28 protein-coding genes are annotated in these 25,974 nt (G+C 69.5%); 12 read left to right on the top strand and 16 right to left on the bottom strand.

Going from position 1 to position 25,974, the window contains the following annotated elements:
• Positions 1 to 29 precede the first annotated feature (29 nt).
• The 4 genes from ACIQG9_RS23965 to ACIQG9_RS23950 form a co-directional block, all read right to left on the bottom strand.
• Positions 30 to 764 carry a hypothetical protein gene (locus ACIQG9_RS23965; RefSeq protein WP_400406302.1) on the bottom strand — a complete coding sequence of 245 codons (735 nt, stop codon included), beginning with the start codon at positions 762 to 764 and terminating at the stop codon, positions 30 to 32.
• 238 nt (positions 765 to 1,002) lie between these two features.
• A complete protein-coding gene (locus ACIQG9_RS23960) occupies positions 1,003 to 2,016 on the bottom strand; it encodes a DUF2637 domain-containing protein (protein ID WP_400406300.1) in 1,014 nt (337 codons plus the stop codon).
• Positions 2,013 to 5,069: a BTAD domain-containing putative transcriptional regulator gene (locus ACIQG9_RS23955; protein ID WP_400406298.1), complete on the bottom strand. Its 3,057-nt coding sequence runs from the start codon at positions 5,067 to 5,069 to the stop codon at positions 2,013 to 2,015. The genes ACIQG9_RS23960 and ACIQG9_RS23955 overlap by 4 nt, the downstream gene beginning before the upstream one ends.
• Before the next feature lie 38 nt (positions 5,070 to 5,107).
• Positions 5,108 to 5,554 (bottom strand): pilus assembly protein TadG-related protein, encoded by a 447-nt coding sequence (locus ACIQG9_RS23950; protein ID WP_400406295.1) that lies wholly within the window; start codon positions 5,552 to 5,554, stop codon positions 5,108 to 5,110.
• A 438-nt stretch (positions 5,555 to 5,992) separates the two neighbouring features.
• On the opposite strand from ACIQG9_RS23950, the gene ACIQG9_RS23945 reads away from it, so the two are divergent.
• The 4 genes from ACIQG9_RS23945 (at position 5,993) to ACIQG9_RS23930 (ending at position 8,717) form a co-directional block, all read left to right on the top strand.
• Positions 5,993 to 6,298, top strand: coding sequence for a helix-turn-helix domain-containing protein (locus ACIQG9_RS23945; RefSeq protein WP_400406293.1), 306 nt, complete (start codon positions 5,993 to 5,995; stop codon positions 6,296 to 6,298).
• Positions 6,299 to 6,348: 50 nt separating this feature from the next.
• Positions 6,349 to 7,263, top strand: a complete 915-nt coding sequence (locus ACIQG9_RS23940) for a hypothetical protein (protein ID WP_400406290.1) — start codon at positions 6,349 to 6,351, stop codon at positions 7,261 to 7,263.
• A gap of 168 nt (positions 7,264 to 7,431) precedes the next feature.
• Entirely contained in the window at positions 7,432 to 8,031 is a 600-nt protein-coding gene (locus ACIQG9_RS23935) for a hypothetical protein (protein ID WP_400406287.1), read from the top strand.
• 143 nt (positions 8,032 to 8,174) lie between these two features.
• Complete coding sequence (locus ACIQG9_RS23930; protein ID WP_400406284.1) at positions 8,175 to 8,717, top strand: hypothetical protein; 543 nt, start codon at positions 8,175 to 8,177, stop codon at positions 8,715 to 8,717.
• 86 nt (positions 8,718 to 8,803) lie between these two features.
• Here the strand turns inward: ACIQG9_RS23930 and ACIQG9_RS23925 are convergent, their stop codons facing one another.
• From ACIQG9_RS23925 to ACIQG9_RS23880, 10 genes are all read right to left on the bottom strand, one after another.
• On the bottom strand, positions 8,804 to 9,238 hold the full coding sequence (locus ACIQG9_RS23925) for a TadE family protein (RefSeq protein ID WP_400406469.1): 435 nt from the start codon (positions 9,236 to 9,238) through the stop codon (positions 8,804 to 8,806).
• A gap of 127 nt (positions 9,239 to 9,365) precedes the next feature.
• The gene (locus tag ACIQG9_RS23920) at positions 9,366 to 9,785 is read right to left on the bottom strand and encodes a TadE/TadG family type IV pilus assembly protein (RefSeq protein ID WP_400406281.1); all 420 of its coding nucleotides are present in this window, start codon (positions 9,783 to 9,785) and stop codon (positions 9,366 to 9,368) included.
• On the bottom strand, positions 9,782 to 9,988 hold the full coding sequence (locus ACIQG9_RS23915) for a hypothetical protein (RefSeq protein ID WP_400406279.1): 207 nt from the start codon (positions 9,986 to 9,988) through the stop codon (positions 9,782 to 9,784). The genes ACIQG9_RS23920 and ACIQG9_RS23915 overlap by 4 nt, the downstream gene beginning before the upstream one ends.
• 10 nt (positions 9,989 to 9,998) lie before the next feature.
• Positions 9,999 to 10,865, bottom strand: a complete 867-nt coding sequence (locus tag ACIQG9_RS23910; RefSeq protein ID WP_400406276.1) for a type II secretion system F family protein — start codon at positions 10,863 to 10,865, stop codon at positions 9,999 to 10,001.
• Positions 10,862 to 11,719: a type II secretion system F family protein gene (locus tag ACIQG9_RS23905; protein WP_400406466.1), complete on the bottom strand. Its 858-nt coding sequence runs from the start codon at positions 11,717 to 11,719 to the stop codon at positions 10,862 to 10,864. Before ACIQG9_RS23905 ends, ACIQG9_RS23910 begins: the two co-directional genes overlap by 4 nt.
• 7 nt (positions 11,720 to 11,726) lie before the next feature.
• The gene (locus ACIQG9_RS23900; protein ID WP_400406463.1) at positions 11,727 to 13,022 is read right to left on the bottom strand and encodes a CpaF family protein; all 1,296 of its coding nucleotides are present in this window, start codon (positions 13,020 to 13,022) and stop codon (positions 11,727 to 11,729) included.
• Positions 13,019 to 13,762 carry a hypothetical protein gene (locus ACIQG9_RS23895; RefSeq protein ID WP_400406273.1) on the bottom strand — a complete coding sequence of 248 codons (744 nt, stop codon included), beginning with the start codon at positions 13,760 to 13,762 and terminating at the stop codon, positions 13,019 to 13,021. Before ACIQG9_RS23895 ends, ACIQG9_RS23900 begins: the two co-directional genes overlap by 4 nt.
• Positions 13,763 to 13,777: 15 nt before the next feature.
• The gene (locus ACIQG9_RS23890; protein WP_400406272.1) at positions 13,778 to 14,359 is read right to left on the bottom strand and encodes a hypothetical protein; all 582 of its coding nucleotides are present in this window, start codon (positions 14,357 to 14,359) and stop codon (positions 13,778 to 13,780) included.
• On the bottom strand, positions 14,304 to 15,296 hold the full coding sequence (locus ACIQG9_RS23885) for a hypothetical protein (protein WP_400406270.1): 993 nt from the start codon (positions 15,294 to 15,296) through the stop codon (positions 14,304 to 14,306). Before ACIQG9_RS23885 ends, ACIQG9_RS23890 begins: the two co-directional genes overlap by 56 nt.
• Entirely contained in the window at positions 15,290 to 15,886 is a 597-nt protein-coding gene (locus ACIQG9_RS23880) for a hypothetical protein (RefSeq protein WP_400406267.1), read from the bottom strand. The genes ACIQG9_RS23885 and ACIQG9_RS23880 overlap by 7 nt, the downstream gene beginning before the upstream one ends.
• A 470-nt stretch (positions 15,887 to 16,356) precedes the next feature.
• Here ACIQG9_RS23880 and ACIQG9_RS23875 point away from each other — a divergent pair, with 470 nt between their 5' ends.
• The 6 genes from ACIQG9_RS23875 to ACIQG9_RS23850 all read left to right on the top strand — a co-directional run bounded on the left by ACIQG9_RS23875 (position 16,357) and on the right by ACIQG9_RS23850 (position 22,719).
• A complete protein-coding gene (locus ACIQG9_RS23875; protein WP_400406264.1) occupies positions 16,357 to 17,046 on the top strand; it encodes a peptidase A24 in 690 nt (229 codons plus the stop codon).
• A gap of 192 nt (positions 17,047 to 17,238) precedes the next feature.
• Complete coding sequence (locus ACIQG9_RS23870; protein ID WP_400406262.1) at positions 17,239 to 17,763, top strand: hypothetical protein; 525 nt, start codon at positions 17,239 to 17,241, stop codon at positions 17,761 to 17,763.
• A 1,471-nt stretch (positions 17,764 to 19,234) separates the two neighbouring features.
• Positions 19,235 to 19,618: an Lsr2 family protein gene (locus tag ACIQG9_RS23865; protein WP_400406259.1), complete on the top strand. Its 384-nt coding sequence runs from the start codon at positions 19,235 to 19,237 to the stop codon at positions 19,616 to 19,618.
• 1,169 nt (positions 19,619 to 20,787) lie between these two features.
• The gene (locus tag ACIQG9_RS23860) at positions 20,788 to 21,084 is read left to right on the top strand and encodes a hypothetical protein (RefSeq protein WP_400406256.1); all 297 of its coding nucleotides are present in this window, start codon (positions 20,788 to 20,790) and stop codon (positions 21,082 to 21,084) included.
• A gap of 3 nt (positions 21,085 to 21,087) precedes the next feature.
• Positions 21,088 to 21,255, top strand: coding sequence for a hypothetical protein (locus ACIQG9_RS23855; RefSeq protein WP_400406255.1), 168 nt, complete (start codon positions 21,088 to 21,090; stop codon positions 21,253 to 21,255).
• A gap of 1,089 nt (positions 21,256 to 22,344) precedes the next feature.
• Positions 22,345 to 22,719 (top strand): hypothetical protein, encoded by a 375-nt coding sequence (locus tag ACIQG9_RS23850; RefSeq protein WP_400406252.1) that lies wholly within the window; start codon positions 22,345 to 22,347, stop codon positions 22,717 to 22,719.
• Between the two features lie 43 nt (positions 22,720 to 22,762).
• On the opposite strand, the gene ACIQG9_RS23845 is transcribed toward ACIQG9_RS23850, so the two are convergent.
• Positions 22,763 to 23,179 carry a hypothetical protein gene (locus ACIQG9_RS23845; protein ID WP_400406249.1) on the bottom strand — a complete coding sequence of 139 codons (417 nt, stop codon included), beginning with the start codon at positions 23,177 to 23,179 and terminating at the stop codon, positions 22,763 to 22,765.
• Positions 23,180 to 23,658: 479 nt separating this feature from the next.
• Between ACIQG9_RS23845 and ACIQG9_RS23840 the strand changes: the two genes are divergently transcribed.
• Together ACIQG9_RS23840 and ACIQG9_RS23835 are read left to right on the top strand one after the other, a co-directional pair.
• Positions 23,659 to 24,561, top strand: coding sequence for an IS5 family transposase (locus ACIQG9_RS23840; protein WP_400406246.1), 903 nt, complete (start codon positions 23,659 to 23,661; stop codon positions 24,559 to 24,561).
• Positions 24,562 to 24,761: 200 nt separating this feature from the next.
• Positions 24,762 to 25,589 (top strand): helix-turn-helix domain-containing protein, encoded by an 828-nt coding sequence (locus ACIQG9_RS23835; protein WP_400406243.1) that lies wholly within the window; start codon positions 24,762 to 24,764, stop codon positions 25,587 to 25,589.
• A 135-nt stretch (positions 25,590 to 25,724) separates the two neighbouring features.
• Here ACIQG9_RS23835 and ACIQG9_RS23830 read toward each other — a convergent pair whose 3' ends face one another.
• Positions 25,725 to 25,952: a DUF397 domain-containing protein gene (locus tag ACIQG9_RS23830; RefSeq protein ID WP_400406240.1), complete on the bottom strand. Its 228-nt coding sequence runs from the start codon at positions 25,950 to 25,952 to the stop codon at positions 25,725 to 25,727.
• Between the last annotated feature and the right edge of the window lie 22 nt (positions 25,953 to 25,974).

Raw genomic sequence — 25,974 nt, 5'->3', positions numbered from 1 at the left:
TGCCCCTTGCTTCTCGGTGTCGTGGTACGTCAGGGACGTTCCCCAGACACCGCCAGCTCGGCCGACCGCCGTCGACGAGCCGGTGGCCACCACCGCGCCGGACGCCACCACGGCACGGATGCCGGCGGCGTCGGGGGGTGCAGCCGCGTACGCGCGGCCAGGGTCAACGCGCCAAGGGCTTCCTGTAGGACAGCCTCCGCGGCTGCCCGTTCGGTGGTCGCTGCCTTGCGCCGGTACAGGTTGTCCGCCCCATACGCGGTTACCACACCGAACGCGGCCTCGACGAGCTTGGCTACAGCGTCGACCACGTCCTTGTCGGGTAGCAGGACGGCCCGGCTGCACGCGGCGGTGAACTGCCGGAAGACGGTGTCGGTGAACAGCTCGGTCGACGCCAGCATCTGCTCGTGCCAGTCGAAGGCGAGCCGGCCGGCGTGCGCGACCCCGTGGGCGTAGCCCTTGGTGTGGCGCCCCGACTGGAACTCCAACAGCGACCGGCCGAGCAGCATCAACCGTGGCTGCCATGAGTTCCACCGCGGCTGGCGCGCGGCCAGCCCGGTCAACAGAACGAACGTCGCGTCGATCAGCTCGGTCGTCACTGTTTCGATCTGCTGCTGCGCCTGCGCCTGCTCGACCTGCAACTGCCGGCGGCGGTTGGAACGCTCAGCTACCCGCACACCGGCCAACGTGAACGCACCAGTCACCACAGGCCCGGTGAGCAGACCGAGCACGGTCAACAACGGGGGGATGGATTCCACGGTGTTCACCTTCCCTCCACCGCGCAACGCCTGAAGCTCGCACCAGCGCTGCGGGCACACCCGCAGCGAGCCTGGCGGGCCCGCGTGCTCACCCAGCGCGAGTTACCGACCCACTCACGGTATAGCTGCCACGTCCGTGCACGCTCGGCGCTCATCGGGCAGAGAACGGGGTCTTTTTGTCGTTGGTGAGCGGCTGCGCTTGAACGGTGATTGCGGTGATCGCCAGGCCAAGGGCGGCGGCCGGGTGTCAGTGTCGGCGCTGGCGGGCGGGGCGGCCGTTGAAGCGTGCGGTGCGGGTTGGTGATCCTGGCTGCCAGTGGCGGCGTACGGTGCGTTCTGACTTGCCGATTCGCGCGGCGATCTCGGCTGGCTGCAGTTGGGGATCGTGGCGTTGCCAGTAGGCCACTGCGGCGGCGGTGTCGGTGGCGGCGGTGGGTGCTTCGTGGTCCGCTTCGGTGTACGGGTGCCGGTGGCTCTCTGTTTCCGTGGCGGGTCGTGTGGTTTCGTTCATCACACCCGTCGAGTGGGCGGCGGCAGAGCCGCTTGGCTTCTGCTCGTGCGCCACCGGCGGCGGCGGAATTCCGTCCTCGTCCGTGGCCTGGTCGACGCTCGAGGACCAGGGCGAGCCGGTGGCGTGCGGCACCGCAACGGTGCCATTGCTGGCTGACGATGGCGCGGTCCTGAGCCCGGCGGTGATCCGGAGTGGGTGTGAGGATGCCTCGCTCACCGGTTCGTCCTCGATTGCAGGCGGCACGGCGGCTTGGGCGGCTGTTGCTGGTGTCTGTCGCGGTGTGACGCTGCCCGGCAGGGTTGTGGCGCGGATGCGGGCGCTGATCTCGACGAGGCTGACGCTGGCGACGATGACGAGACCGTCGACGGAGATGGGTAGGAGGTAGGCGGCGCCGTAGCCGTTTTCGCCGTAGCGGGCGGCGACGCCGGCGAGGTGCCAGTAGGACACCCAGGCGGCGATGCCGGCGATGAGGGTGGCGGCGGTGACGCGGATGGCGCCGAGGTGCCAGCGGTAGTGGGGGACGCGGGAGATCAGCTCGACGGTGAGGAGCAGCGCCAGGGGTGGCCAGGCGGCGATGATCTGGCTGATCGGGTTCGGCCGGGCGTGGAGGATGTTCGCGGCGACCGAGGCGGCGACGCCGAGGGTGAGGGTGGCGCGTACCGCCCATCGCAGTGTGCGTAGCCGCCTGTCCTCGCGGGCGGCGTCGGGTGCTGCGGTGGGGTCGCTGGTTGGTGGGGCGGTGTGGTTCATGCCGGTCGGCCGTCGGAGGGGCGACGGCGATGCCCGGGTTGGATGCCGTCGATGAGGTGGTGGACGAGGTCGAGGGTGTCGTCGGTCGGTCCTGCGTCGATTTCGCTGAGGCGGTGGGTGAGGGTGCTGCGCAGCGCGCGAATGGCGTCGGGGTCCCAGAGCGCGGCGTGGGCGCGCATGGCCTGCTGATACAGCTGCTCGTTGTAGGGGTGGTGGGGCAGGGCCGTGGCGCAGATGGTGGCCTGTTCTGCGGGGTTTCCTTCGTGTGCCTCCATGAGCGCGGTGACGGCGTCGAGGGCTTCGCGTTGCGCGGCATGCCGGTAGGCGTCGAGCCATTCGTAGTCGCACCCCTCGGCCAGGGGCCGGTAGTTGTCCACGGCGTGGCGTAGAGCCTGGACGCGGTCGGGGTGGGTGCCGCCGGTGTTGCGCAGGGCGGCGCGTAGCCGCCACAGGTCGATGTCGAACCGGTCGGGGTTGAGGCGGTAGCGGCGATGCGGGTTGGTGAGGTAGCTGCCGGGCCCGGCGTGGTGGCGCAGCACGGCGCGTAGGTCGGAGACGTAGGTGTGCAGGCGGTGCAGGGCCTTGCTGCTGGGTGCTTCGGGCAGCAGGTCCTCGAGGATCGCCTCGATCGAGGCATCGCCGTCGTTGGCGGCGAGGTAGACGAGCAGCTCCAGCGACTTGGCGCGCAGCGTGCGGGGGTGGCTGGCGTTGACGATGGCCGGCGGGCCGAGCACGGTCACCTCGACCCGGTCAAGTCGTGGCCCTGCGGCTTTGCTGCCATCAGCGGCCGTACCCTCGGTCGTCTGACGGGGCGACCGAGGCGGGCTGTCGGAGACGGCCGCTGGGCTGCTGCATGCCGAGCCAGCGATGCTGAGCGACGTGTCGTCGGTCTCGGGTGGGGGCGGCGGGATGCGCGTGGAGGATGCAGGTTGCATCTGCGATTCGTGACCATCGTCGGCTGATCCCGGCCCGGATCCGCTGATCTCGCCTTCATCGATACGTTCGGGTTCGGGGAACGACGGTGGGTCGCTGGACGATTCGGGTCGGGGTGGTGGTGCTGGTTCTACCGGTGCGGGTGCTGGGAGTTGGCCGGTGTGGGACTCGGCGAGGGTGGCGAGCAGGTCGACGGTTTCGGTGGGGTCGAGGACGGCGAGGCGACCGATGTCGGCGGGGTGGGGTCCGTGGCGGGCGTCGCTGGCGGCGCGGGTGACGGTGCCGTCGGCGGCGACGGCGGCGGTGTCGCCGTCGGGCCAGACGCCGAGGAGCACGCCGTGGATGTCCAGGCGTTGCCCTTGGGTGAGGATCGCGGCGACGCGGGCGCGTTCGTGGCGGCCGGTGGCGTCGGCGAGCAGCATGATCGGTGCGAGGGGTTGTTCGTGGGGGTCGGCGGTGCGGAGGGCGGCGACGGTGTCGACCTCGTGCTCGTAGACCAGTCGGCTGCGGTGCAGGGTTTGTTGTTCGAGGGCTGCCAGGGCGTCGTCGAGGTCGGCGGTGACGGTCAGGCGCGGGGTGCGGGGCAGGTTGACGGCGGCGGCGCCGAGCAGGGTCGCGGCGGTGCTGGCCGGGATGACCACGTGGGGGCGGGCGTCGGGGTGTTCCTCGCCGCTGGTGGCGAGGGCGGCGGTGAGGAAGCCGCGGGCGGCGGCGTCCGCGCCGGGCCCGGTCAGGCCCAGACCCGCGGGCGGCCATACCGCCGACAGTGGGTGGGCCAGAGTTGGCGCCACCGGCGCGGCATCGTGCGCGGCGGGGTCACCGGGTGCGGCTGTCTCGACGGCGCTGCTTGCCGGTGCGGTGTGGGGCAGGGCGGGAACGTCGTGCTCACGGCGCGGCAGAGGCTCGTTGCCGCCGCCTTGGCCCTCACGGGTATCGGGTGTGTCGGGGTGGAGGGTGTGAATCGAGGTGGTGTCGGGACGCAGGCCGCGTCGGATCCGCCGCACCACGGCGGGCATCGGCGCTGCGGCCGGGTCGTTGGCGGAGTGAGGGTGCAGGGGTGTGCGGGGGCGGTAGCGGCGTTGCCGGTGCGCCCAGATCATGGCGACCGCGGCGATGATCGCTGCGGCCAGTCCGGCGTCGACCCAGCTGCCGGTCGGTAGCGACACTCCGTGGCCCGTTCGAGGTGGGCGGCTGCTGTCATCGCTGGCGGCAGGGTTGGCCGCCGCGTTCTGGCTGGAATTTGGCGAACTGGTGGCAGGAGCGGGGACGGTGGTCGTCTTCGGGGCGGGAGACGGCAGGTCGGCGGGTGTAGGTGCTGGTGCGGGCGGGTGCGTCGGTGGCGTTGGCGCCGTTCGGTGGGGATGCTGGCCGGCGGGTGGGGCGGCGTCGGCGGGCAGGTCGAGCGTCCAGCCGGGGTGGATGATGTTCGGGTTGCGCAGGGTGCCGCCGACCCGCGGGAAGTAGGTGCCCCGGTTGAGGGCGAAGATCTCGGGCCAGCGGTCGGCGTCGCCGAGCCACTGCTCGGCGATCTTCGACAGGGTGTCGCCGCGTGCGACGGTGTGCGTGTACTGGCGGCCGTCGGCGACCAGCGTCACCGTGGTGTTTGCGAGTGGATGCGCCGCAGCGGCGGCCACTTGCGCCGCTGTCGCCTTGTCGGCCGCTGTGTCAGCCGCCTGCTGGCGGGCGACGACGGAGGGCACGGCGACGGCTGCGGCAGTCGGGTGCGCCTGAGCGGCGGGAGTTGCGGTGGCGGCTTGCGCGGCGGTCGCCAGCACACCGCCGGTGATCATGGTGACGAGAAGGGTGGCCAGACCGCGGGCAGGGGTCAGCGCGCGGGGTTGGGGCAGGCGTCGACCGGTGAGGACGGTGGCGAGTTCGGCGAGCAGCGACCAGACGAACGAGGCCCACGCAGCCCAGAGCAGAGCGGTGAGGACCGTGATGATCATGTCGTCGGACAAGGGGCTGGTCAGCGTGGTGACCACGGTGTCCCAGGTGGGCGGCCGGTCGGGCAGCGGCGATTCGGTGACGCGCAGCAGCGCGTAGGGCGGGCCGGCGAGCAACACCGCTGAGGTGATCGCGGCGGCGGCGCGGCGGGCGGCGGTGGTCAGCGTCACGATCACGATGACACCTCCTGCATTCGGTGGAAAGGGGGGCGCGCTTACTCGGGGGTGGTGACGCCGGTTTCGGGTGTGGCCGTCGCGGTGGCGGTCACGGGAATGGCGGTGACGCCGATCAGGTGCAGCAGTTGCGTTCGGTGCGTGGTGGTGACCGTGACGGTGACCCGGTCGGTGGTGGCGGACACCGTGCCGAGCTGACCGGCGTGGGCGAGGAAGGCCCGGGCGGCGGCGCTGGCGGCGGTCGGGTCGAGTCGCACCGCGCCGGTCGCGCGGTGCGCGGCCAGGTCGATCTGTCCGGCTCCGGCGCGGGCGGCGGCCTGCGCGGTGTCGTAGGCGGATACCTTGGCGGCCATGGTGGTGCCCAGGTCGAAGACGAGACCGGCGAGGATGAGCACGATCAGCGTTCCGACCACGGTCCACGGGGTGATCTGCCCCCGGTCGTCTCCTCTCGCGCTCCCCCGTGCCCAGGCGGCGCGGCGGGCTATCACCGCCGTGTCGGAAGTGTCATGAGTTTCTTCCTGGCCGGGTTGCCTTGAGCTGCCGAAAACCCTGGTCATCGGGGCCTCCCGGGCGTCGGTGAGAGTTTCGACGAAACGTCAGGATTCCTGACTCGTTGTCGTTTATAGGGATGTTGGCGAGTGATTCCTGAAGTGGGGCGACCATGGCGTTGGCGGTGGTGCGGTCCATCGACTCCCCGCGTCGGCTGCGCACGGCAGCCGAGTTGGAGGACTTCGAGCAGGAGTTGGTCGATCAGTACGCCTTGGCGTCGGCTGGTTCGGGGATCACCGACCGGCAGATCGTGAAGGAGCGGTACGTACTGTTCGAGTTCATCCGATTCCTCGGCGAGCCGGTGTGGACCTGTCAGCCCGGTGACGCGGACCGCTATCTGGTGCACTTGCGCAGGGATCGCACGGTGGAACCTGCGGATGAAGGCGGCCGAGCGGGGAATCTGGAAGTCCACCGAGCTGCGTCGCCGGCTGGCCGAGGCCGGGCTGGAGATGAGCGCCGGGAAGATGTCGGCGTTGTGGACCGGCACGCCGACCACGATCCGGCTCGACGACCTGGAACTGATTTGCGCGGTGCTGGAGTGCGAGCCCAGCGATCTGCTCATCTGCGAGGCGGACAAGCTGGCCACACGACGGCGTCCCGCCGAGACAGCCGCCGCAGCAGGTGGCGGGGCCACTCCGATCACGCCACGGCTGGGCCGGACCCGATCGGCGCCACCGGTATGAGCAGCCCCCGTATCCGGCGATGCGCCACCTGCCGCACCACTCCAGTGGCCATGCCAAAAGTCGACTTCTGCTTCACCTGCTGGCCAGGCGGCCCGGCCATCCCGCCACCATGCCTGCGCTGCGGCTCCCGCCGTGGCTACTTCGCAGCCGGGCTGTGCACCCGTTGCCATCCCTACGCCACCCCGCCGGTCGAGTCCTGCCGGGACTGCTACGCGTGGGGCGTGAGCCGGCTGCACAACTGGCTCTGCCACGGCTGCAACACCTGGCGCGCCAAGCACCCCGTGGTGGGCGACTGCCCCACCTGTGACCGCCCGGTCGCCCTCGGCGCCGAGGGCGTCTGCCGGCTCTGCCGCAAGCAGGCCACCCTGGTCCGCACCGGCCGGAACAAGCTCGACGTCATCGCTGCCAACCGCCACGGGCAGCAACTGTTCCTGGCCAACATGTTCTCCGATGGCAGCCGCTTCCGGCCCAAGCCGCCAACGGTCGAGTCCGGCCAACCGCTGCGGCCCCCAGTCCAGCACCAACAACTGCTGCTGTTTCCCATGCAGCGTGACCTGAGCGCGTACGGCCGCGCCGCGATGCCGGCTCCGCCCGACCCGGACCTGGCGGACGAACTTGACCGGCGCACCCGCACCTACGCGGCCACCCGCCGGTGGAGCAAGAAACACACCGACGAGGCCCGCTGGGGCGTCCGCATCCTGCTCGGCCTGCAAGACACCCCCGGCGCGCCCATCAAGGCCACCGAGGTTCTCCAACTGCGCGCCGCCGGTCTGCGTACCTGGACGGTCCTGGAAGTTCTCGCCGCCGCCGGCCTGCTCATCGACAACCGGCCACCAGCGATCGACACCTGGTTCCACACCCAGATCGATGGCCTGCCCCAACCGATGACCACCGAATTGCTGACCTGGTACGACGTCATGCGGCACGGCCGCCCCACCAGCCCGCGCCGGCGGCCACGCTCCTAGACCACCATCCGCCTGCACACCCGATGGGCGCTCCCTGCCCTGCACACCTGGGCCGCTACCGGACGCACGACCCTGCGGGAAGTCACCAAAGACGACGTCCTCGACGCCCTGCCCGCCGCCGGGAATCCGCGATCCACCACTGGGCAAGGACTCAAGTCGATATTCCGAGTGCTCAAGGAGCACAAGATCCTGTTCACCGACCCGACCCGCCGGGTCAAGACCGGCGAACACGAACCCCGCCAACCCATCCCGGCCGACCTCGACGCCATCCGGCAGGCACTCAACTCCCGCGACGTCGCCCAAGCCGCCGTCGTCGCCCTGATCGCCTTCCACGGACTGCGTCCCGGACACATCCGCCGACTGAAGATCACCGACCTGCGCGACGGACGCCTGCACGTTGATGGCCGCGTCATCGTCCTCGCCGAGCCCGTACTGACCCGCCTCCACCGCTGGCTCAACTACCGCGACATGCGCTGGCCCAACACCCTCAACAACCACTTCTTCCTGCACTACCGCACCGCGTGCCGCCCCAACACGACCGTCGGTCCCCGCTGGATACGACTCACCATCGGCGAAGGCCTGACCGGGAGCACGATCCGCGAAGACCGCATCCTCAATGAGGCCCACGCCACTGACGGCGACGTACGCCGCCTCGTTGACCTCTTCGGGCTCAGCGTCCAGGCCAGCACCCGCTACACCGCCACCGTCGACCACACCGCCCTGACCAGACTCGATATCGTTGAGCCAGAGAGCACCCCGCGCTCGTGAACCTGCGGCGGCCATCACGACGCACCCCGCCCTGTCTCGTCAGAGCACGAAGCTTTCGAGACCCCCTGACACGCGGTCACGTCGGCACCTCCCGTGGCGCCACTCGGGCGAAGCTCGCCCCGAAACCTTGGTAGAGTCCCGCGATGCATTTGCCGTTCTCGCTGCAAGGCATGTCCGGGAGAATCGACGTCAACATCAGCACGACCCGACATCCCGAAGAACTCGGCGCGGGGCCAGGCGCAGCCGGGCTCGCCAACTGTGAAGCCACCGTCAGCTATCCAGGCAAGGGCTACACCGGCCTCCTCGGCTGGATTCAACTCGTCCGCTCCACCGACAACAGCAGCGGTGGCCAACAGTTCGAGATGGATCCCCTGGAGATCCTCGGAGACCTCCCACACCCGTTCTGCTTCTTCGGTATCAAGCCAACCCTGTTTGACGCCCCGTCCCGCAACAGTCGAGCCGACCTCGACTGGCTCGCCCACAGTTTTCTCTGCCACATTGCCGACGAAGACCTCCCGGGAGTCCACGCGCTCGCCGGGTTCACCTGGGGCTTCACAATCGCAGCAGGCGTAAGCACACCGACACCACCACGCCGCCTCGAACCCGCCGAGTGGAACCAACACCTCGATCTGCTCCATGCAGAGCACCCGGCTTGGCGCTTTGCCGACGGCTACAAAGACACGTAACCCCCGCCGCGCGTCATCGACGCGTCGACATACAGCCTGCGACAACCCAATCCGAGTTCTCGAACCCGGGGCGGCCACTACGCTCATCACAGCCCACCACCACTCGGGTTCACCGCGGAACGTGCTTCAGTAATCCCGAACCCGAGAGCTCTTGTCCCGTACAGGTCGAGGGGCTGGTGGGAGGTCGCGGAGATGGTCACCGCGCCGGGCAGTCCCAGCCCGGAGAGGTCTTCCAGCCGGATGCCGCAGGTCACGGTGGCGCTGACCTGGCCACCGGGGGTGAACGCGCCGGGATCGATGGTGACGGTGGAGGGCTGGCAGGTGATCCCACGGCCGGTGAGCGCGGCCGAGGCCGCTTCGGCGCCGGCGTGCCGGGCTTCGGTGGACGTGTCGGCCAGGGACGCTTGTCGGGCTGCCGCGGCGGAGGCGGAGTGGACGTCGATCGCGGCCGAGGCCAGGCGCAGACAGGCCACGATGGCGAGCACGGCCAGCACCATCAGCGGGATGTAGCCGAGGGTCATCTCCACGCTTACCGAGCCACGGCCGGCGGTCCGGCCGACACTGCGCCGCGCTCTCGCGCGGGCTCTGCTGCTGGAAGGTGGTTGACGCATGGCCGGGCAGCTCCTTGTCGGGCGCGAAGGATGTGGGCTAGTCGGTGTCGGGTCGGAATCGCTCGACGGGGGCGTTGACCTGGGTGCTGACCGGTAGGCGCAGCCACGGCAGCACGGCGGTGGCGCGGCCGGACACGGCGACGGTGGCGGTGTCGGTCGTGCGGTCGACCGACACCCGCGCGTCGGTGACGACGCGGTCGGCGACCTGGTCGAGCACGGCCGTGGCATCGTCGTGTCCGGCGGCGGCGGTGCCACCATCGACGCGGGTGGTCTGCAGGGCATGGTTGGCGGCGTGTTGCACGCCAAGCTGCGCGAGGGCCCACAGCGCCAGTTGCACGCCCAGCAGAACGAGCAGGAACAGCAGCGGCGCGTACAGCACCACCTCGGTGGTTACCGACCCGCGGTCCGTGCTCTGCCGACGTCGCCTACCGCTGCGCCTTCCGAGGTGAAGGTTCATAGGCTGATGCCGTCGATCTTGGAGAGGATCTTGGAGCGGAAGATGCCGTAGACGGCCAGGACGAGGGTGACCAGCAGGGCGATCCACATGACTTTCTCGGTGGTCTCGCTGCCACGGTCACCGGAGTCGCGCAGCCGGCGGATCCGGTCGGTCACGGTCAGGTGTAACAGGGCCAGCAGGGCGAGCAGTCGGCTCAGCCACATGGCCGCCTCCTTAGAACGTGTCGACGGTGCTGACGGCGGGATAGAGCAGGAACAGCAGGTAAGCGGCGGCGAGCAGCATGACCGGCATGGACATGCGTTCAGTGGCGGCGTGCGCGCGGGCTTCCAGGGCGGCGGCCTGGTGGGCGCGCAGGGTGGCGGCGCGGATGGTCAGGGAGTCACGGATACGGGCCCCCTCGGTGCCGGCGAGGCTCATCGTCGCGGCCAACTCCTGCAGCTCGACCACGCCGGTGTCCTCGCCGAACTGGTCGAGGGCCTGCCAGGGCGGCATCCGCAGCAGCCGGGCGGTGTCCACCGCGCGGCGCAGCCGCTGGGCTGCCCAGCCGTGGCTGTCGGTGCAGGCGTCGTCGAGGGCTTGTTCGAGACCGGCGCCGCCGGCGAGGGAGATCACGACGAGGTCGAGGACGGCGGACAGGGTGTAGCGCAGCTCGTCGCGGCGCCGCCCGGCCTCGGCGCGCACGGTGGACTCGGCCAACCACCACCCGCTGGCGGCGCCGGCTACGGACGTCCAGACGGGCATGCCAGTGGCGAAGGCAACCCCGCCGGCGGCGAGGGCTGTCATCGCGGCCGGCGGCAGGATCAGCCCCGCGAGCACGGCGAGCATCTGGTCGGCCAGGTGCAGCGCGACCGGCCGCTCGAGCACGGCCAGGTCAGCGAGCATCCGTCGTCGGGGCAAGCCCAGCGCGCGCATCGGCGCGGCCATCAGCCGGACCCGCGTCGCCGTCGGCTGCTCGGGCACTGCGGGCGCACGGCGCAGCGCGTCGAGGGCCTGGCCGAGACCAGGCCGCGCCGGAACGAGACCGGAGAGGGCCAGGAGCAGGCCAAGCCCGGCGAGGAGTCCGCACGCGAGCACGATCATGACGCCCGCCCTTCACCTATTGCGAGCCCGCCCTGGTTGGCGAGGACTCGGGGTGGTTCGGGCAGGCGAGAGGCGCGGACCAGCCACCAGAATCCCGCGGCGAACACCGCGCCCACGACGAGGAGCACCATCTGCCCGGTGAGACTTTGGTAGGGGGCGAGGAACCCGCGATTGAGCAGGATCAGCCCAGCGACCATCGCCACGGCGGTGCCGGTGATCACTCGAGCGGCGGTGCGCGTCGCGGCCCGCTTCGTCGCCACCCGCATCCTGATCGCGGCCAACTCCCGCGCGGTGACGGCGAGGCTGGTCAGGCACTGCGACAGCTGCCCGCCGTGATAGCCGGCGGCCTGTGTTAACGCCCGCACCACTAGGTCGACGGTCGGATCGGCAAGGTCGACGGCGAACACCCGCAGCGCGTCCGGCAGGCGGGCGCCGCCGCGCACCGCAGTGGCCAAGGCCTGCACTTGGGCGCGGAGCGGGTGCGGGGTGACCGGGGCGGTGGCGGTGATCGCCTGCTCCAGCCCGGCGGCCGATGACAGGGTGTCACGCAGCAGCTCGGCCCAGGTGGCGATCGCCTCGATACGGGCCACGGCCCGGGTGTGCTCGCGGTCAGGGCCGAGGATGCGGGGCAGCGCCCATACAGCGGCGGCGGCCAGCAGGACTGCCACGGGCCAGCGGGTCACCGCCCCGGCGGCGACGCCCGCCGCGACGGCGGCCAGCATCCGGTTGCGGTCGACGCTCGTCCGCCGCCTTGTCCGTCGGCGGCCAAGGCTGTCGGGTGGGCGTCGGCGTAGCCCGTCGGCGATCAGGGTGAGGCCGGCTGCGCAGGCCAGGCCGAGCAGGATCGGCAGCAGATTCACGTCACCACCGGTCCCGGTCGAGGAGGTCAGGTTGGAGGCCGGCGGCGATGAGGTCGTCGAGGGTGTCGGCGCGCAGCGGCGCAGCCGGCACCGCGCGGCGGTCGGGGCCGGGGCGGTATATCTCGTTGGAGGGCACCTGCGTGCCGTCGGTTTCCAGGACCTGCCGGACCGAGGACAGGACGCGGGTGCCGTCGGTGGCGACGTCGAGGTGCAGCACGAAGTCGACGGCCTGACCGATGAGCACGTTCGCCGCGTCGAACGTCAACTTCTCGGGGGCTTGCATCACGTACATCGCCAACCGGGTCAGGGCCTGTTTGCTGGAGGAGGCGTGCACGGTGCACATGGAACCGTCGTTGCCCTGCGACATCGCCAGGAGCATCGGCACGGCTTCGGCGCCGCGGGATTCCCCGACGATTACCCGGTCCGGGCGCATCCGCAGCCCCCACGTGACCATCGTGGCCATGTCGATGCCGCCGACGCCCTCAAGGTTAGGCTCGCGCTGTTGCAGCGCCGTGGTGTTCGGATGCGCGTCGACGTTCTCGTCCAGGCCGAGTTCGAAGGCGTCCTCGACCGTGACGATCCGCTCGGACGGGCTGATCGCGGCGGCGGCGGCGCGGAGCAGGGTGGTCTTCCCGGCCCCGGTTCCGCCGCAGATCACCATGTTCTTGCGGGCCCGCACCATCGCCGCGGTCAGCTCCCGCAACCCGGGCGTCAGCTCACCACGGTTGACGAGATCATCGAGGGTGACGTGGTGCAGTACGTTACGGCGGATCGACACACTGGGCCGCTTGGACACGGCCATCACCGCGAACAGTCGCTGCCCATCCGGCAGGCGCAGCGACAGGCCCGGAGACCCGCGGTCGAAGCGCCGTTCCTCTTGGCCGCTGCGCGCCGCAGCCGTGCGCACCAGGTCAACCAGTTCCTCGTCGGTGGTCGCGACCGGCGGGACCCGCCGGCTGCGCCCGTCGGTGGTGCGGACCCACACGTTGTCGCAGCCGTTGACGAAGACGTCCTCCACCTGCGGGTCGTCGAGCAGCGGCTGCAGTGCGCCCAGGCCGAGGAAGCTGTCGCGCAACGCCCGCGCCAGCGCCGCCTCGGTCTGCGGCGACAACGGGATGCGACCTGCGGTGATGATCTCCCCGGCGTAGGTGAGCAACTCCTCGGCGATGTACTCGGCGATGACCGGACGCCGTTGCGTGTCGGGAAGCTGCGCGCCGTGCGCGGCGAGGCGATCACTGACACGGGCACGCAGCAGCGCCACCAGTTCCGGCGCCACCACGGCCACAGGCGCGCTCACCGGACGACCCCCAACGCAGCGCGGGACGTGGTCGGCGGCGGAGAAAGCGGCGCGAGAACGGCGGCGAGGCCGCGCAGCGCCCGCGCCAGACGGGTGCGTGTCCACGCCGGTCCGGCCAGCCGGCCGGTCAACACGGCCGCACCCCACCGGTCCACGGGTAGGTGCGCCCACACCGGCACGCCGAGCCGACCACTGACCTCCCGCGACTCGTAGTCGCACCGCCCCGACACCACCACCCCGAGGTACGGGGTGCTGATGGCCGCGCGCAGGGCCGCCAGCCGAGTGTCGACGTGGTCGAGGTGCTCGGTGTCCCCGGCTGTCACGACCACCAGCGCGTCCACCCGGCGTGCCAAGCCATGAGCGGGGCTACCGGGGTAGAGGCGACCGGCGTCGAGGATCACCACCGGCGCCAGCCCGGGCACCACCTCCGGTCGTGCGGCCAGCACGGACACCGCCTGCGCGCAGGTCTCGGCCGCGCCGGGCCCCACGACCGCGTGCACGCCCAGCGGCAACGGCTGCACGAACCGTGCCGGCCCACCCGACGGCAGGCCGTGGCGCGCCGCCGCCGCAAACGTCGCCAGGCCAGGCTCCTGCGGCACTCCGAAGCGTGCCCCTAACACCCCGCCGCATGGGTCGGCTTCCACCACCAGGCCCGGCCTGCGCGGCCAGAGCGCGGCCACGCCCAGCGCAGCGGTCGATACGCCTGGAGCGCCGGACACCGACGTGAGCATCACCAACATGTCGTGAACCCCCTTCTACTGGCGTGGCCCGACCTGCACCAGCGCCACGTCTCCCGGCGTTGAGGCGACCGCCTGCGCCTGCAGCTCGGTCAGCAGCAACGTCACGACCTGCCCGCCCTGCTCCGCATCGCTCGTCGCGACCACGCTGGCCTCCGCCCGGCGTGTGTCCGCCGTCTGGTCCGCGGGTGGGCTTGCGGCGGCCTGGCTGTTGTCAGAGGTCGGCGCGACGAGAACCACCACCCGCGCGCCGGCGGAGAGCCCAGCGGGGGCACGGCCGGCTTTGACCGCAACCGCGATCACCGCCTGCCCCGCCGGAGGCCACGCCGGCGGTCCCACCTGCGCCGACACCAGCAAGCCCCCGGCAGTCAAGGGCACCGCCGCCGCGCGCCCCACGACCTCGTCGCGTCGATCCGCGGCGAGCAGGTCCAGGCCCGACGGGTTCGCCACCCGCACCACCCGCACATCCGTGTCGGCAATGACCACGCCGGCGGGCACCGGCCGCGCCACAGCCAGGAACTGCTCCCCGGCGTGCCGGCGAAGATCAACCTGCCAGAACGTCAGCGCCGTCGCGACAACCAGGAGCAGCCCGGCGGCCACCCGCCGCCCGCTGCGCCGCCCCGCCCGCGACGGTGCCACCGCCGCTGGCGCGGTGGTCGCCGGCTGCGGGCGGGCGGCCGTGACGCTCATCTGGCACCCCGACAATCGCCTGTGACTGCGCGACCCGAACCGCCGTGGTCGCCGTCGTCGTCAACGGCGCCAACGTGCCCCCACCACCCGGCCCCGACCAGGCCACCGACCACGTCACGGTCGCCCGCAACGCGAACACCGCGCCGGGCGCGGCAACAGACGACCGGGTATAGGTGTGCCCACACTTCGATACCGCCTGCGGATCGGTGCCGGGCGTCCACGGCCTGCCGGGGCCCGCGCACGTCACATCCGAGGTGCCATCGGAGAACGACCACCGCGCACTGACCGGCGTCGCCGTGGCGGTGACCACCACACCCGGCACCGACGCCGACGCCGACCGGGCGCCCCACGTCACCGGATCCACCCACAACCACACCGGCACCCGCACCAACACAAACGGTGTCCCCGCAGGGTTCGTGCGGATCCCCGGCGCAGGCAGCCGCAACCGCGACCGCGCGGTCAGCGCCAACGCGCCCACGTCCACCCCAGGCGGCTGATCCAGCCACTGCGGCGTGCCCTGCGAGCCGATACCGTCGCTGGTACAGGTCCGCGCGTACCAGCCACCCTGCGGACCTTTACCCGCAGGCGGCGGCCGGTCGCCCTCCACAGGAGCCCAGTAACAACTGTTGTCGCCGTCCGCGCCACCCGAACTGACCTCGCCGGACCCACCAGACGCGCCTCCCACATTGCCCGGAACCGCAACGGTGAGGTCACAGCTCGGCGTCGACGGCTTCTGGGAGCAGTCGACGTGGCCGATCCCATCATCGGCTCGGGCGACGCTCGCCGTCGCCGCGGCGGCGGTGACGATGAGCAGCACCAAGAGACCGCGCAGCGTGTGCCTCAGCATGTGCCCACCGCCTGAGCGGCGAAGGTGGAGACCTTCCAGACGTCGCCGACGCGGATGACCGTCGCCCGCACGGCGCGGTTGCCTCCGGGGGTGTCGTCGGCCAGTGCCCCGGACGACGCCTTGTACGTGAGGAAGTCGGTGGTGTTCAGGCAGTCCAGCACGGAGATCGCCTCTGGGGCCGGCGAGGGCTTGGGGGCGACGACCCGCGGCGACGACCGGGGCTGGCCCTTGATGACCTCGCCGTCCTCACGCAGCTTCGCAAGGCCCGTCGTCAACAGCGACAATGCCGCGCCGGTGGCAAAGCGTGCCAAATCGGGCTCCTGCGGATTCGCGGTGAGTCCGGCCTTCGCATACGCCTGCCACATTCCCCGGTATGCGGTCACCGCCGCTTCCTCGCGGCCAGCGGTCGAGGTCTCGTCCGATTGCGTCGGCATCGCGGGCGTTGCCGGCGACGACTTCTCGTCGGCCCCGCTGCCGCCGCAGGCGCCGATCAGCATCGTGAGGCATAGGCCGAGAGGGATCGTGGTGAGGCGCAGCCGGTGGGTAGGTCGGCCGACGCGGCGGTGCTTACCGATGGTGCGTGTCGTCATGCGTGATCCTGTCTCCCTCGTGACGGCGAGACGGAGGTCCCGCCGTGGTCAATGTCGCGTCACCGGCGAACGGCTCACCTCGGGCTAGCTGACCCGATCCCGCGCGGCCCGCCCATCGTCGAGCGAGGCGGCGTGCCGATCCGCCTCAGGATCGGCGGCAACCCACGAACTTCCCGCTACCGAACTGTGGATGACAGATCATCAACCACAGTTGAAAGGCGTCACGGCGAGCTAAGCACAAAGTCTCAGCAACCGTCAACCCTGGTTTGGCAAAAGCAAACTAGGGTTGACGTCATGGTGGGATCGAACCGAGCCGCGATGTCACACCCGACGCCGCTGCGCAACGCCTCCGACGGCCGCTGCTTTGCTACTGCGCGACGACGGCCAGGGCAGGCCGAACGAATCTCGCCGTCGCGAGCGTTCGCCGTGGCAGGCAACCTCGCGCGACGGCCCGGCCCGCAGGTCCGGCGATGACCTCGCTGATGTGGTGCAGTGCGCTGTGTGGAGCGCTGGCCGGAGTGGCAATGCCATACGCCAGCGCCCGGACCGTGTCCACGCTGCGCCCTCAGCCCCGTTCCGGCCGAACGCCTGCCCTCGCCGGCGGGATGTGCGGGCGTCGGTGGTGGCAGTGGTCGCCGCTGGCCTGCGGCGGGGGCGCCGTCGTGTCGGTCGGTGTCGCGCGTCTGGTGGGTGACCGGCCCGGTGGGTCGCTGTTAGTCGCCGGGTGGCTCGTGGTGCTGTACGCGGGCATGCTGCTGTCCATGGTCGACGTCAGGACGCGCAGGCTGCCAACACCTGTTATCGGCGTGGCCGCACTCGGGCTTGGAATGACCCTCGTCGGGCACGCGTTCGCCACCGATCAGGGACAGACGTTGATCAGGGCGGGGCTGGCAGCCGGCGCGCTGGGAGGCTTCTACCTGCTCATCGCTGTACTGGGCGGCAGTGCGGTTGGTCTCGGTGATGTCCGGCTGACGACATTGCTCGGCGGAGCGCTGGGCGCTCTCGATTGGCCGGCGGTGCTCTACGGGTGCCTGCTGCCCTATCTGCTGGCCGCACCCGAAGCTGTCATTCGGCTCGCGCTGCGGCGGCAGCCCGACCTCGCCTTCGGGCCTTATCTCCTGGCCGGAGCCTTCCTGTCGGTAGCCCTCATCAACCACTGACGTGAAGCCGGGGCCCGGGAGGCACTACGGCACCCGTCGCAGCACCCGCAATATCTGCGGCGCTGCTTGCCGTGCAGTGCGGGTGGCCGGTTGAAGGCCCACGGCATCGTTCTGGCCGAGACTCGATGACGGTATCGACTGGAACGCCCAGGTCGACGCCAGCATCGTGCGTGCCCACCAGCACGCCGCGTCATGAACGACGACTGGCCCGACGAGTGGATCTTCGATGACCCACGGTTCGGCCTGGCCGACCGTGACGACAGACTGCTGCGGTTCCTCGCGGATTTGCTGTACCCCGCCGTGCGCACCGACCCGGCCGAGGTGGAGCGGCTGATCGGATTCCTCAACGGCGTGCTCGTGCACGACGGCTACGAACTGGTCCAGGTCGACGACAACGAGCCGGCGTGCAGCCGACTGCGGACGACTACTCCCCGTGGTAGCCGCCGGCGGGATCATCCTCGCCACCCTGACCGTCGGCGCACCTGGCGGAGCCGTCGCATCGCTTGCCTTCTTTGCTGCGGCCGTGCGGCGGCGGGCCCCGCGCGCTCTGCGACTGGCACTCCTCGCGAGCTGTGTCGTATTGGCAGCCGCCACCCTGCTGGTGGCTTGCGGAGACGTGGTTCGGCTGCGGACGATGCCCGGACGACGCGCTCAGGCCGCAAGTCGTTCGGCGTGGACCCGGGGGATCTCCGTCGTGGAGTGGTGTCCGCCGTGTAGGACGGGATGCATCAAGCAGTCGCCGGGAACAGCACATCTGGAAGTGCGCAAGTGCTGAGGGGTGTTACCGGGTCTGATCGCGGCGGTGTCGACCGTGGTTGCCGCGTATCCGATTCTGGGCAGGCGTGCTCCGGCCGGGGTGCGGGTTGCCCCATTGCCTGGGAGTCGACCACGAGCGGGGGACGTTGCGAGACTCGTCGTTGTCGGCTTGGCCGCCGTGGCCCTGGTCCGCGCTCACCGCACCTCACCCCCTGATCGAATCCAGGTATTTCCCGTCCAACGAATGCGGCGGGTACGGGTAACGACATGACGGCGTCCCGCGCCGAAGGGCTCAGGCGCTCGTCAGACTAGCGACGCCGGGTCGTCTCCCACAGCGCAGCCCCCGGTGACGGCGTGGCGACCTTCCGGCGGCGTGGGTGGGAGCCGTAGCGGTGGTCGCGGCAGACTTGGGCGCGTAATGGTCGACTCCCGGGCGGGCACGGTCGATGTCGACGCCGGCTGGTGGGGGTGGCTCCCGGTTCACCGGGCCGTGCAACGCCGCATCGGCTTCGTCGAGCCGCTCATCGACATTCATCGCGTAGGCGTATCCGGGCCCGGACGCGCGTGAACCTTACCGGCAAGGGGTAAGGACACCTTGCTTCCTGCCGGCATTGCAGAATGCGCCGGTATGGTGACGAATGTGGATGAGCCGCGGTATGGGTACGGCAAGGCGGGACGGCCGTTGTGGTCGCCACGAGATCGGGACGCCGAAGCGATCCGTCAGGTGCTGCGCCGTGGCGGGTTCCGCGACTTCGGCGAGCGCCACCTCCACGGGTTAGCTGTGGAAGGGGCCAACGCCAGCCAGGACAGCGTGGAGCCGTTCACCGTGGCGTACTGCGGCACGACCGTTCCCGACACCCTCCAGCGCTACGCCCGGCTGCTAGAACAGGCCGGATACCAGGTCAGCGAAGACTCGTATGACACGCAGGTTCTGCTGGTTCAGCGCCGGCCGCCGTGGCCGTCGCCGCCACCTTGGGATCGGGCACTGAGGACCGCGATCGTGTGCGCTGTGCTGGCCATGCTCGCGTTGGTCGCATCCTGGGCCGGTGGCCGGGCATGTCCGGCTGGCCAGCGGGATCGGCTCAGCGGTGCTCGGCGCGCTGGCGGCCTACCTCGCCGCGTCGTGGTACCGGCGCCGCCTTGACGCGCAAGCCATGTGACAGCCCCGAGGTGCCATACCTCCGGGATCGCACGTGCGAACCACAAGACGCACGCGCGGCCACCGCGATGAGCAACGACCAGAGATTTCCCCGCACCCGCAGGCGAAGACGATCGAGCCATCGCCGATGATGATTGCGCGCCACGATATTCACGAGCCTGCTTAATCTCGCGCGGTGCTCGCAGCAGCTTTACGGCATCCCACTTCCACGGCGTGCAGCGCGCGGGATACTGTGCAGTCGACAAGCGGAGTTTGATTGAAGGGGACAATCGCGTGGCCAAGCAGATCATCCAGAAGCTGATCGACGACCTGGACGGTGGAGACGCTGACGAGACTGTCAGGTTCGGCCTCGACGGCGTGCAGTACGAGATTGACCTGTCAGCCGCCAACGCGGTGAAATTGCGGGATACATACGCGTCGTATACCGTCCGCGGCACCAAGGTCGGACGTGATGGTGTGGTGGACGTCGGGCGGGCTGTCCGTGGCGTGGGAGGCGTTGGCGGCGGACGAGGCCACGTTGCGGCCGGCGCCGCCGTGGACCGGGAGCAGAACAAGGCGATTCGGGCCTGGGCGAAGAAGGCCGGCAAGGGAATCTCCGACCGGGGCCGGATTCCTGTGGACATCGTCGAGCAGTACCACGCAACGGCCGGCCGCTAATCCCACCGGCAAGACACTATGGCCGGTGACGATGCGTGGGCGGGGACATTCATCAGGCCCTGCCGCCGCAGTGTCAGGATTCGTGAGCGTGGCAGCCTATCCCGTCATCGATTGACGTCGCACTCTCGGGTCCGGCCCGACCAGAGGGCTGGCTGTCTCGTCGGCGGACTGGGGTGGTGCTCCGGCTTTGTGTTCACGCCACCGCCCGGCAGTGTGGGCATGTAGGAGGCGGCCGACCATGTCGATTGCTTCCTGCTCCGTGTCGAATTCCCACCGCAGGACGTTCCCCGTTTCGGTGTCCCCGACGCTGGTGATCCCATCCAGCGGGTCGGTCGGACCAGCCACACATCGCGGCGGTCGAGGCGGCCCCAGATGCCGTTCCAGAGCCTCCGGGCCACCTCCTCCACACGCGGATCGCACACACGTTCGCTTGATGGGCGCAGTGGTGGCCAGGTATGCGGCGGTGCCGACGCCTTCGGTGCCGCCATTGTGGGAGGGGTGGGTCAGGGCGGCGTTGACGGCGTCGAGGCAGCCGCAGGTGGCGTATAGGTAGGGCAGATCTGTGGTCTTGACCTCGGCGATCCATGTGGTGAGTTGGTCGCTGTTGCCGCCTGCGGGGGTGAGTAGCGCGGCGAACGCGCTGATGAGGCCGGCCAGTGCGGTCATCTGTGGGCAGGCATTGGTGAGAGTATCGATGAGTGTCCGCTGATGGTCTTTGAGTTGGTCGGGGGCGTCAACTCACGAGACGCACCCGGCGACGCTGGACTTGCTGTCGTCGGCCGGTCACGATGGGATGATGGGTGAGGTACGTCCTCGGTGGGCCAAGCTCCCACCGGCAGTGCGCGATCGCCGAATCGCACAAAGCACCGCGGACCGTGCGAGGGACCGCGACCCGGTCACACCGCCACCGCCGCTGGAGGCCGAGCGACCCCGCAGGCAGTCCCAGAGCGACACCGACCGCTCTCGAACGGAGCGGCGGGCGGACCTTCCGGAGCAGGAGCGGCGCCGGCGGCAGTCGCAAAGTGACCGGGACCGGGCAACAGCCGCCCGTGACGTCGCAGACCCGGCGACCGACGAGACCCTCCGGGCGATGTGGAACACGGTCGAGCACGGCGGTTACGACTTCATGGCCAAGGAGGACTGGTGATCGACGGGCACCCCTGCGTCGGATGACCAAGTTCCAGGAAGCGGTCGAGCGACTGCGCGAGGAAGGCCGCCGTCGCGGCCTGGACATCCCGACGGTCACCGCGCAGGACATCTTCGCCGACCTTCTCACCAGCACCGCCGCCACTCTCGGCATCCGCGAAGAGACCTACGTACGGTCCCACCTTCCGAACGTCGACCTCGCCGACCTCGTGAACCACCTCAAGCAGGCGGACGACGCACAGAAACGCGAAGTAGCCGACGCTTCCCCCGCGGTGGTCAGCATGGAGGACACCGGCCGGCTCATCGCGTCACTCGCTTAAGCGGTGCGATGCGTCAGCCTCAACCACGACCGGCTAACCACAGGGCGCCGCGACAAGTGGGAGGCCGTCGGCGTCCTCGACGGTGGCTGGACCTTCGCCCACGGCCCGCAACTCGACGCCGACGTCGCCACCCGCATGAACGCCGACCTGAAGATCCTGCCCCCGGAGTGACCGCACCAGACGCCACACCACCCGCCGGCTTCAGGCGATGCGGCGACCGACACCGCTCCCGACGCATTCCGCGATACCGGACTGGCTTCTTGCTTGGACCTCGGTCGCCGCACCCAAACCATCCGGTCCACCAGGCGCTCGCCTGCACGACGAGCGCCGACAGGCCGTTTACGTGGTGACGGCGCTGGACGGCCACCTCGGGGGAACCCGATGGGGTTGATCCGAATCGCACAGGTGCCGGCGTCGGGGCTACCCAGGGGGTTGTCCTGCAATGATGACCAGCCCTACCGTGACAGCATCGTTGGGCAGGGCGGCTCCCCCCGTGGCCGCCCTGCCCAACGTAAACAAGCCGAGATGCGCCAGACGCCGGCCACGTCTCGAAGACCCACGCAGACCGGCACCCGTGGTCGCCGGGCCCAGCTGGACGCGGCGGCCAGGACGATGCGAAACCTCCGGTCTCGGTGGCTTGATCAGAAGCTTGCCCGACCCGTGGTCGCGGGTCGTGGCCCATCACAGTCCTGCCGCGAGAGCACATCCCGGTGAGCCGTTCGCGATCCCAGCGACCTACACGGTCCCTGTCTTCGCAGTCAGAGTTCGCAGGCTCCCGGTATGCGAGGTGTTCGCCGTGCGGGCGGGCTGCAACCACGATCAACATCTTGCCCAAGGTCGCGAGGCGGTCCGGCACCACCAAGATCTGCCGTGCAGGCAAGCCGTAGCACTGCGAGCCCGACCCCATGCGCCGGACCGTGATCGTCTATGTCTGCGCTGGCACCGGGTATGGCCAAGGTCGGTCGGCGGCTGAATCCAGCCGGGGTGTGGGTGGCCCGCTCTGGGGCTGTTTCGGGTCATGTCGCTGGTTGATCTTTTGACTATTCGTGAAATCGAAGAATTCACGCAAAGAATCCGAGTGAATGCAATGCGTAGCGGCGCTGCTGGTTGACTGGCCCTGGTCTAGCTGGTGGGGTGGGTCGTCAGGGGGACGGGGCGCTCCCTGAACGGTTGCCGTGCGGTACCCAGCGTGACATCGCTGGGCGCATTCCATTGTGTTTGTGTGAGTCGCGTGTTGGAGTCTCAGGGAGGGGTGATGGGGTGACGGCAGCGAAAGCGGGTTCCCTGAGCGGGCTGGTCCGGCGCGGCCTTGCGGCGATGCGTGTTGGTGCCGTCGCCAGCGATGCCGGCTCACCGAACGTGCATCAGTCGGTCGTGTCTAGGTCCGCTTCTGCGGGGCACCGGTGGCGGACGCTCATTGCCGCCATCGTGGTGGGGTTCGTCTCCGCTCTGGTCTCGGCGATTGTCATGATGGCGGCGGTATGGCTGTTGCTGGACGGCCGGACCGCTTCCACGAAGGGGATCGTCGTCTTCGTGGGGACGGCGGTTGGAGCCGCTGCCGGAGGCTGGTGGAGCCAGCCGCTGGTGGCTCGCTCACTCGCGGCCCTGAGCGGCAGTCGCGGCGACGACGCGTGAGGTGAACCGGTCAACGGCGGCGAGGCCGACGAAAGCGGTGCACCTACCGCCTTGACCTCCGGCCCGCAATCCAGGCCCTTAGCAAGTACGCGGTCGTGCCGATGACCGAGGTTGCAGCAAGCGCGACCAGGGGACGCGCGAAGGTCGCTTCAAGGCCGGACGCTTTGAAGGCGAAGACGAAGACGAAGGCGAGGGCCAGGATTAGCAACGGTGAGACAAGCGCCAGCAAGGCCCACACGTGGGCCCGGAGCAGTCGGATTTCCTCGTCGACGCTGCCGGTCGTATTCGCTCGCCGTTCGTGGAAGTCGAGAAGGGTCGCCAGCAACGCCGGGCGCTGCGCGGGAAGGCTGGGTCCGGCCAACGGCGGGTTACCGTCCGGCCGCCGGCGGCCCTGTTCCGAGTGGCCCGTGTGGTTAGCGACCGCCTGCTGTTCGACAGGAGCGATGTAGGCGATGGGCACCGACGCCTGCCGCCGGTCGTTGAAAGACCGTCCAGGCTGGGGCGAGGGAGTGTTGGACTGTTTCGACTTGCGCGCTTGAACTCGGCTGTCCGCCGATAGCCCGTCGTGCCTGGGGCCGGGTTCACGGTCGCGCGGGGTGCCCTGCTTCTGAGGTGGCACGCGCGGTCGATCGGGCGACGGGTTGCCACCCGCCTGGGGGGTATTGGGCACCGCTTGAACTCCGGTTCAGGAAAGTCGACGGGACGTCGCACGGGGGCGTCTTTGCCTCTTGTGGGCCATGGCGGCGGCGGCCTTCTCCCAGGTCAATCGAGTTTGATGGATATTACGGCTGGCGGCCTGTGCGGCGCTTCAACTAGCCCGTGTTTCGTAAGGGCCTGCTGGGTGGTGAGGAGATCCGGGTGTGGCGGTGATCGATAAGAGAGGAGGTCTCCGGTAGATCGGTTAGCGACCAAGCAAACCGAAGACCGACCGGAGACCTCGTGCCCAGGGTAGCGGCAGCGAGGCGGCACGATCTCACCGATGCTCAGTGGGCGGGGCTGCGGCCTGTTCTGCCTGTGGAGCCGGGTCGGGGGCGTCCGCCGCGTTGGACGAAACGGCAGATCATCGACGGGATCCGGTGGCGGGTCCGGACCGGGACGCCGTGGCGGGATGTGCCCGAGGTGTATGGGCCTTGGCAGACCTTGTACCGCTGGTTCCGGCGCTGGCAGCGTGACGGCACGTGGGCGAAGGTCCTGGCAGGGCTGCAGGCCGGGGCGGACGCCGCCGGGAAGATCGACTGGACGGTGAGTGTCGACTCCACGATCAGCCGCGCCCACCAGCACGCTGCGGGCGCCCGCCGGGACGGCCACCTGCAGAAGGAACCGCCGGGCGGCGTCGCCACCGAGCCTGCCGATCATGGGCTGGGTCGCTCCCGGGGCGGATTCACCACCAAGACGCACCTGGCCTGCGAGCAGGGCCGCAAGACCCTCGCCGTGGTGATCACCGGCGGGCAGCGCGGAGACAGTCCGCAGTTCATCACCGTGCTGGAGCGGATCAGGGTGTACCGGGTCGGCGGAGGCCGGCCGCGTACTCGTCCCGACCTGGTGCTGGCCGACAAGGCGTACACCAGCCGCGGCAACCGCGGGTATGCCCGCCGCCGAAAGATCCGGGTCTGCATCCCGAGCAAGGCCGACCAGGACGCCCACCGTAAGGCCAAGGGATCCAAAGGCGGACGGCCGCCCGCCTTCGACCCCGCCCTCTACCGGTTACGGCATGCCGTGGAGTGCGGCATCAGCCAGCTCAAGCAGCACCGTGCCATGGCCACCCGCTACGACAAGCTCGCCGTCCGCTTCGAAGCCACCGTCACCATCGCCATCATCAACCAGTGGCTCCGAGCCTTATGAAACACGGGCTAGCGTGAGATCGTACACGGAATCAGGTACTACCAAATTAGCGACACCCAATGGTGACTACCCGACAGTCGAGTGGTCACTTTCGGTAGTCGTCTAGTCTCGCCGTGACACTGGTTCCTGAGTTACTGTAGGAGGAAAGCGGTCATATGGTGCATGACGTCGATCCGACCGTCCAGCGTCGACGATTGCGGGTGGAGCTCAGACGGGCACGGGACGTAAGGAAGCTGACCCAGAAGGGGGCCGCCGGGGAACTTGGGTGGGCGCCCTCGAAGATCCTCCGGATCGAGACCGGGCAGGTGGGCATCTCGGGCACCGACCTGAGGGCGCTGCTGGAGTTGTACGGGGTGACCGATCCCGAGCGCGTGGCAACCTTCACCGAGATGGCCAAGCAGAGCAGGAAGCAACACTGGAGCACCTACCGGGACGTGCTGAACCAGGACTTCCTCATCTACCTGGGATTCGAGGGATCGGCGTCCACCCTCCGGCAATCCGAATCACTCATCCTGCCGGGGCTACTGCAGACCGAGGAGTACGCGCGGGCCGTCATCCATGCCTTCAGCACGCCCAACACCTCCACCCAACTCACCGAACGTCAGGTTGAGGTGCGGATGAAGCGACAGGAGATCCTCGACCGCGCCGACCCGCCCGACCTGTTCTTCATCCTCGACGAGGCGGTGATCCGACGCGCGGTAGGAACCAGCGCCACCGACTCGAAGGTCATGCGCCGCCAGCTGAAACACCTCAACGACATCGGAGCCAGGGAGAACGTCCACCTGCGGGTGATGCGGTTCGGGCACGGCGTCCACATGGGACTCAAAGGGCCGTTCGTCATCCTGGAGTTCCCTGAGCCGGGCGATGACGACCTGCTCTTCCTAGAGAACGGCCCCCACAGCCTCGCGACGCGCGACGACGTGGACGAGGTCTCTCTTTACAAGAACCAATTCTTGGAACTGGAGGACTTCGCGTTGAGCGAGACCGAGACCGCGCAACTCATCGAAAGGGTGTGCGCCGAGATGTAGGTACGACCGGCCCACATCTCTTGCCACTCTTTGCATTTCGACGCGTGCCCGCCCGTGGACTAACGCCCTTCACCGAAGCGCGCATACCCCTCTACGCCGCGGCGGGCGGGCTCGCACGACACACCTCCATCTCAGCTACATCATGCGGCCGATTCCACCGCTCTTCAATCCACACACCAGTGACTCCCACGATTCTCGCCCGACGGCAAGAACCGGACCGGACCGATCCTTTGAATCCCGCACAAGAATTCCGTCGTCGCCGCACGCCACCTCGACGCAGTTGTTGTCGCCCGCCCCACTTCTCGTGCTCTTTCGCCAATCAGAAGTCGCCACGTTCAAGCCTCCAAAACGGTCATGTTCCATGACTTCCGGGTGAAACTCTTGT

Source organism: Micromonospora sp. NPDC092111 (assembly GCF_044755745.1).
GTDB lineage: Bacteria > Actinomycetota > Actinomycetes > Mycobacteriales > Micromonosporaceae > Micromonospora.
The sequence above is the reverse complement of the archived record's forward strand: the minus strand, read 5'-3'. Positions and strand labels throughout refer to the sequence as shown.

Bases quoted from the DNA above. Each gene is read 5' to 3' on its own strand.
- ACIQG9_RS23960 (WP_400406300.1), bottom strand. From the start codon at position 2,016: ATGAACCACACCGCCCCACCAACCAGCGACCCCACCGCAGCACCCGAC.
- ACIQG9_RS23945 (WP_400406293.1), top strand. From the start codon at position 5,993: ATGAAGGCGGCCGAGCGGGGAATCTGGAAGTCCACCGAGCTGCGTCGC.
- ACIQG9_RS23940 (WP_400406290.1), top strand. From the start codon at position 6,349: ATGCCAAAAGTCGACTTCTGCTTCACCTGCTGGCCAGGCGGCCCGGCC.
- ACIQG9_RS23930 (WP_400406284.1), top strand. From the start codon at position 8,175: ATGCATTTGCCGTTCTCGCTGCAAGGCATGTCCGGGAGAATCGACGTC.
- ACIQG9_RS23925 (WP_400406469.1), bottom strand. From the start codon at position 9,238: ATGACCCTCGGCTACATCCCGCTGATGGTGCTGGCCGTGCTCGCCATC.
- ACIQG9_RS23920 (WP_400406281.1), bottom strand. From the start codon at position 9,785: ATGAACCTTCACCTCGGAAGGCGCAGCGGTAGGCGACGTCGGCAGAGC.
- ACIQG9_RS23915 (WP_400406279.1), bottom strand. From the start codon at position 9,988: ATGTGGCTGAGCCGACTGCTCGCCCTGCTGGCCCTGTTACACCTGACC.
- ACIQG9_RS23910 (WP_400406276.1), bottom strand. From the start codon at position 10,865: ATGATCGTGCTCGCGTGCGGACTCCTCGCCGGGCTTGGCCTGCTCCTG.
- ACIQG9_RS23895 (WP_400406273.1), bottom strand. From the start codon at position 13,762: ATGTTGGTGATGCTCACGTCGGTGTCCGGCGCTCCAGGCGTATCGACC.
- ACIQG9_RS23885 (WP_400406270.1), bottom strand. From the start codon at position 15,296: ATGCTGAGGCACACGCTGCGCGGTCTCTTGGTGCTGCTCATCGTCACC.
- ACIQG9_RS23880 (WP_400406267.1), bottom strand. From the start codon at position 15,886: ATGACGACACGCACCATCGGTAAGCACCGCCGCGTCGGCCGACCTACC.
- ACIQG9_RS23875 (WP_400406264.1), top strand. From the start codon at position 16,357: ATGACCTCGCTGATGTGGTGCAGTGCGCTGTGTGGAGCGCTGGCCGGA.
- ACIQG9_RS23870 (WP_400406262.1), top strand. From the start codon at position 17,239: ATGAACGACGACTGGCCCGACGAGTGGATCTTCGATGACCCACGGTTC.
- ACIQG9_RS23860 (WP_400406256.1), top strand. From the start codon at position 20,788: ATGACCAAGTTCCAGGAAGCGGTCGAGCGACTGCGCGAGGAAGGCCGC.
- ACIQG9_RS23830 (WP_400406240.1), bottom strand. From the start codon at position 25,952: ATGGAACATGACCGTTTTGGAGGCTTGAACGTGGCGACTTCTGATTGG.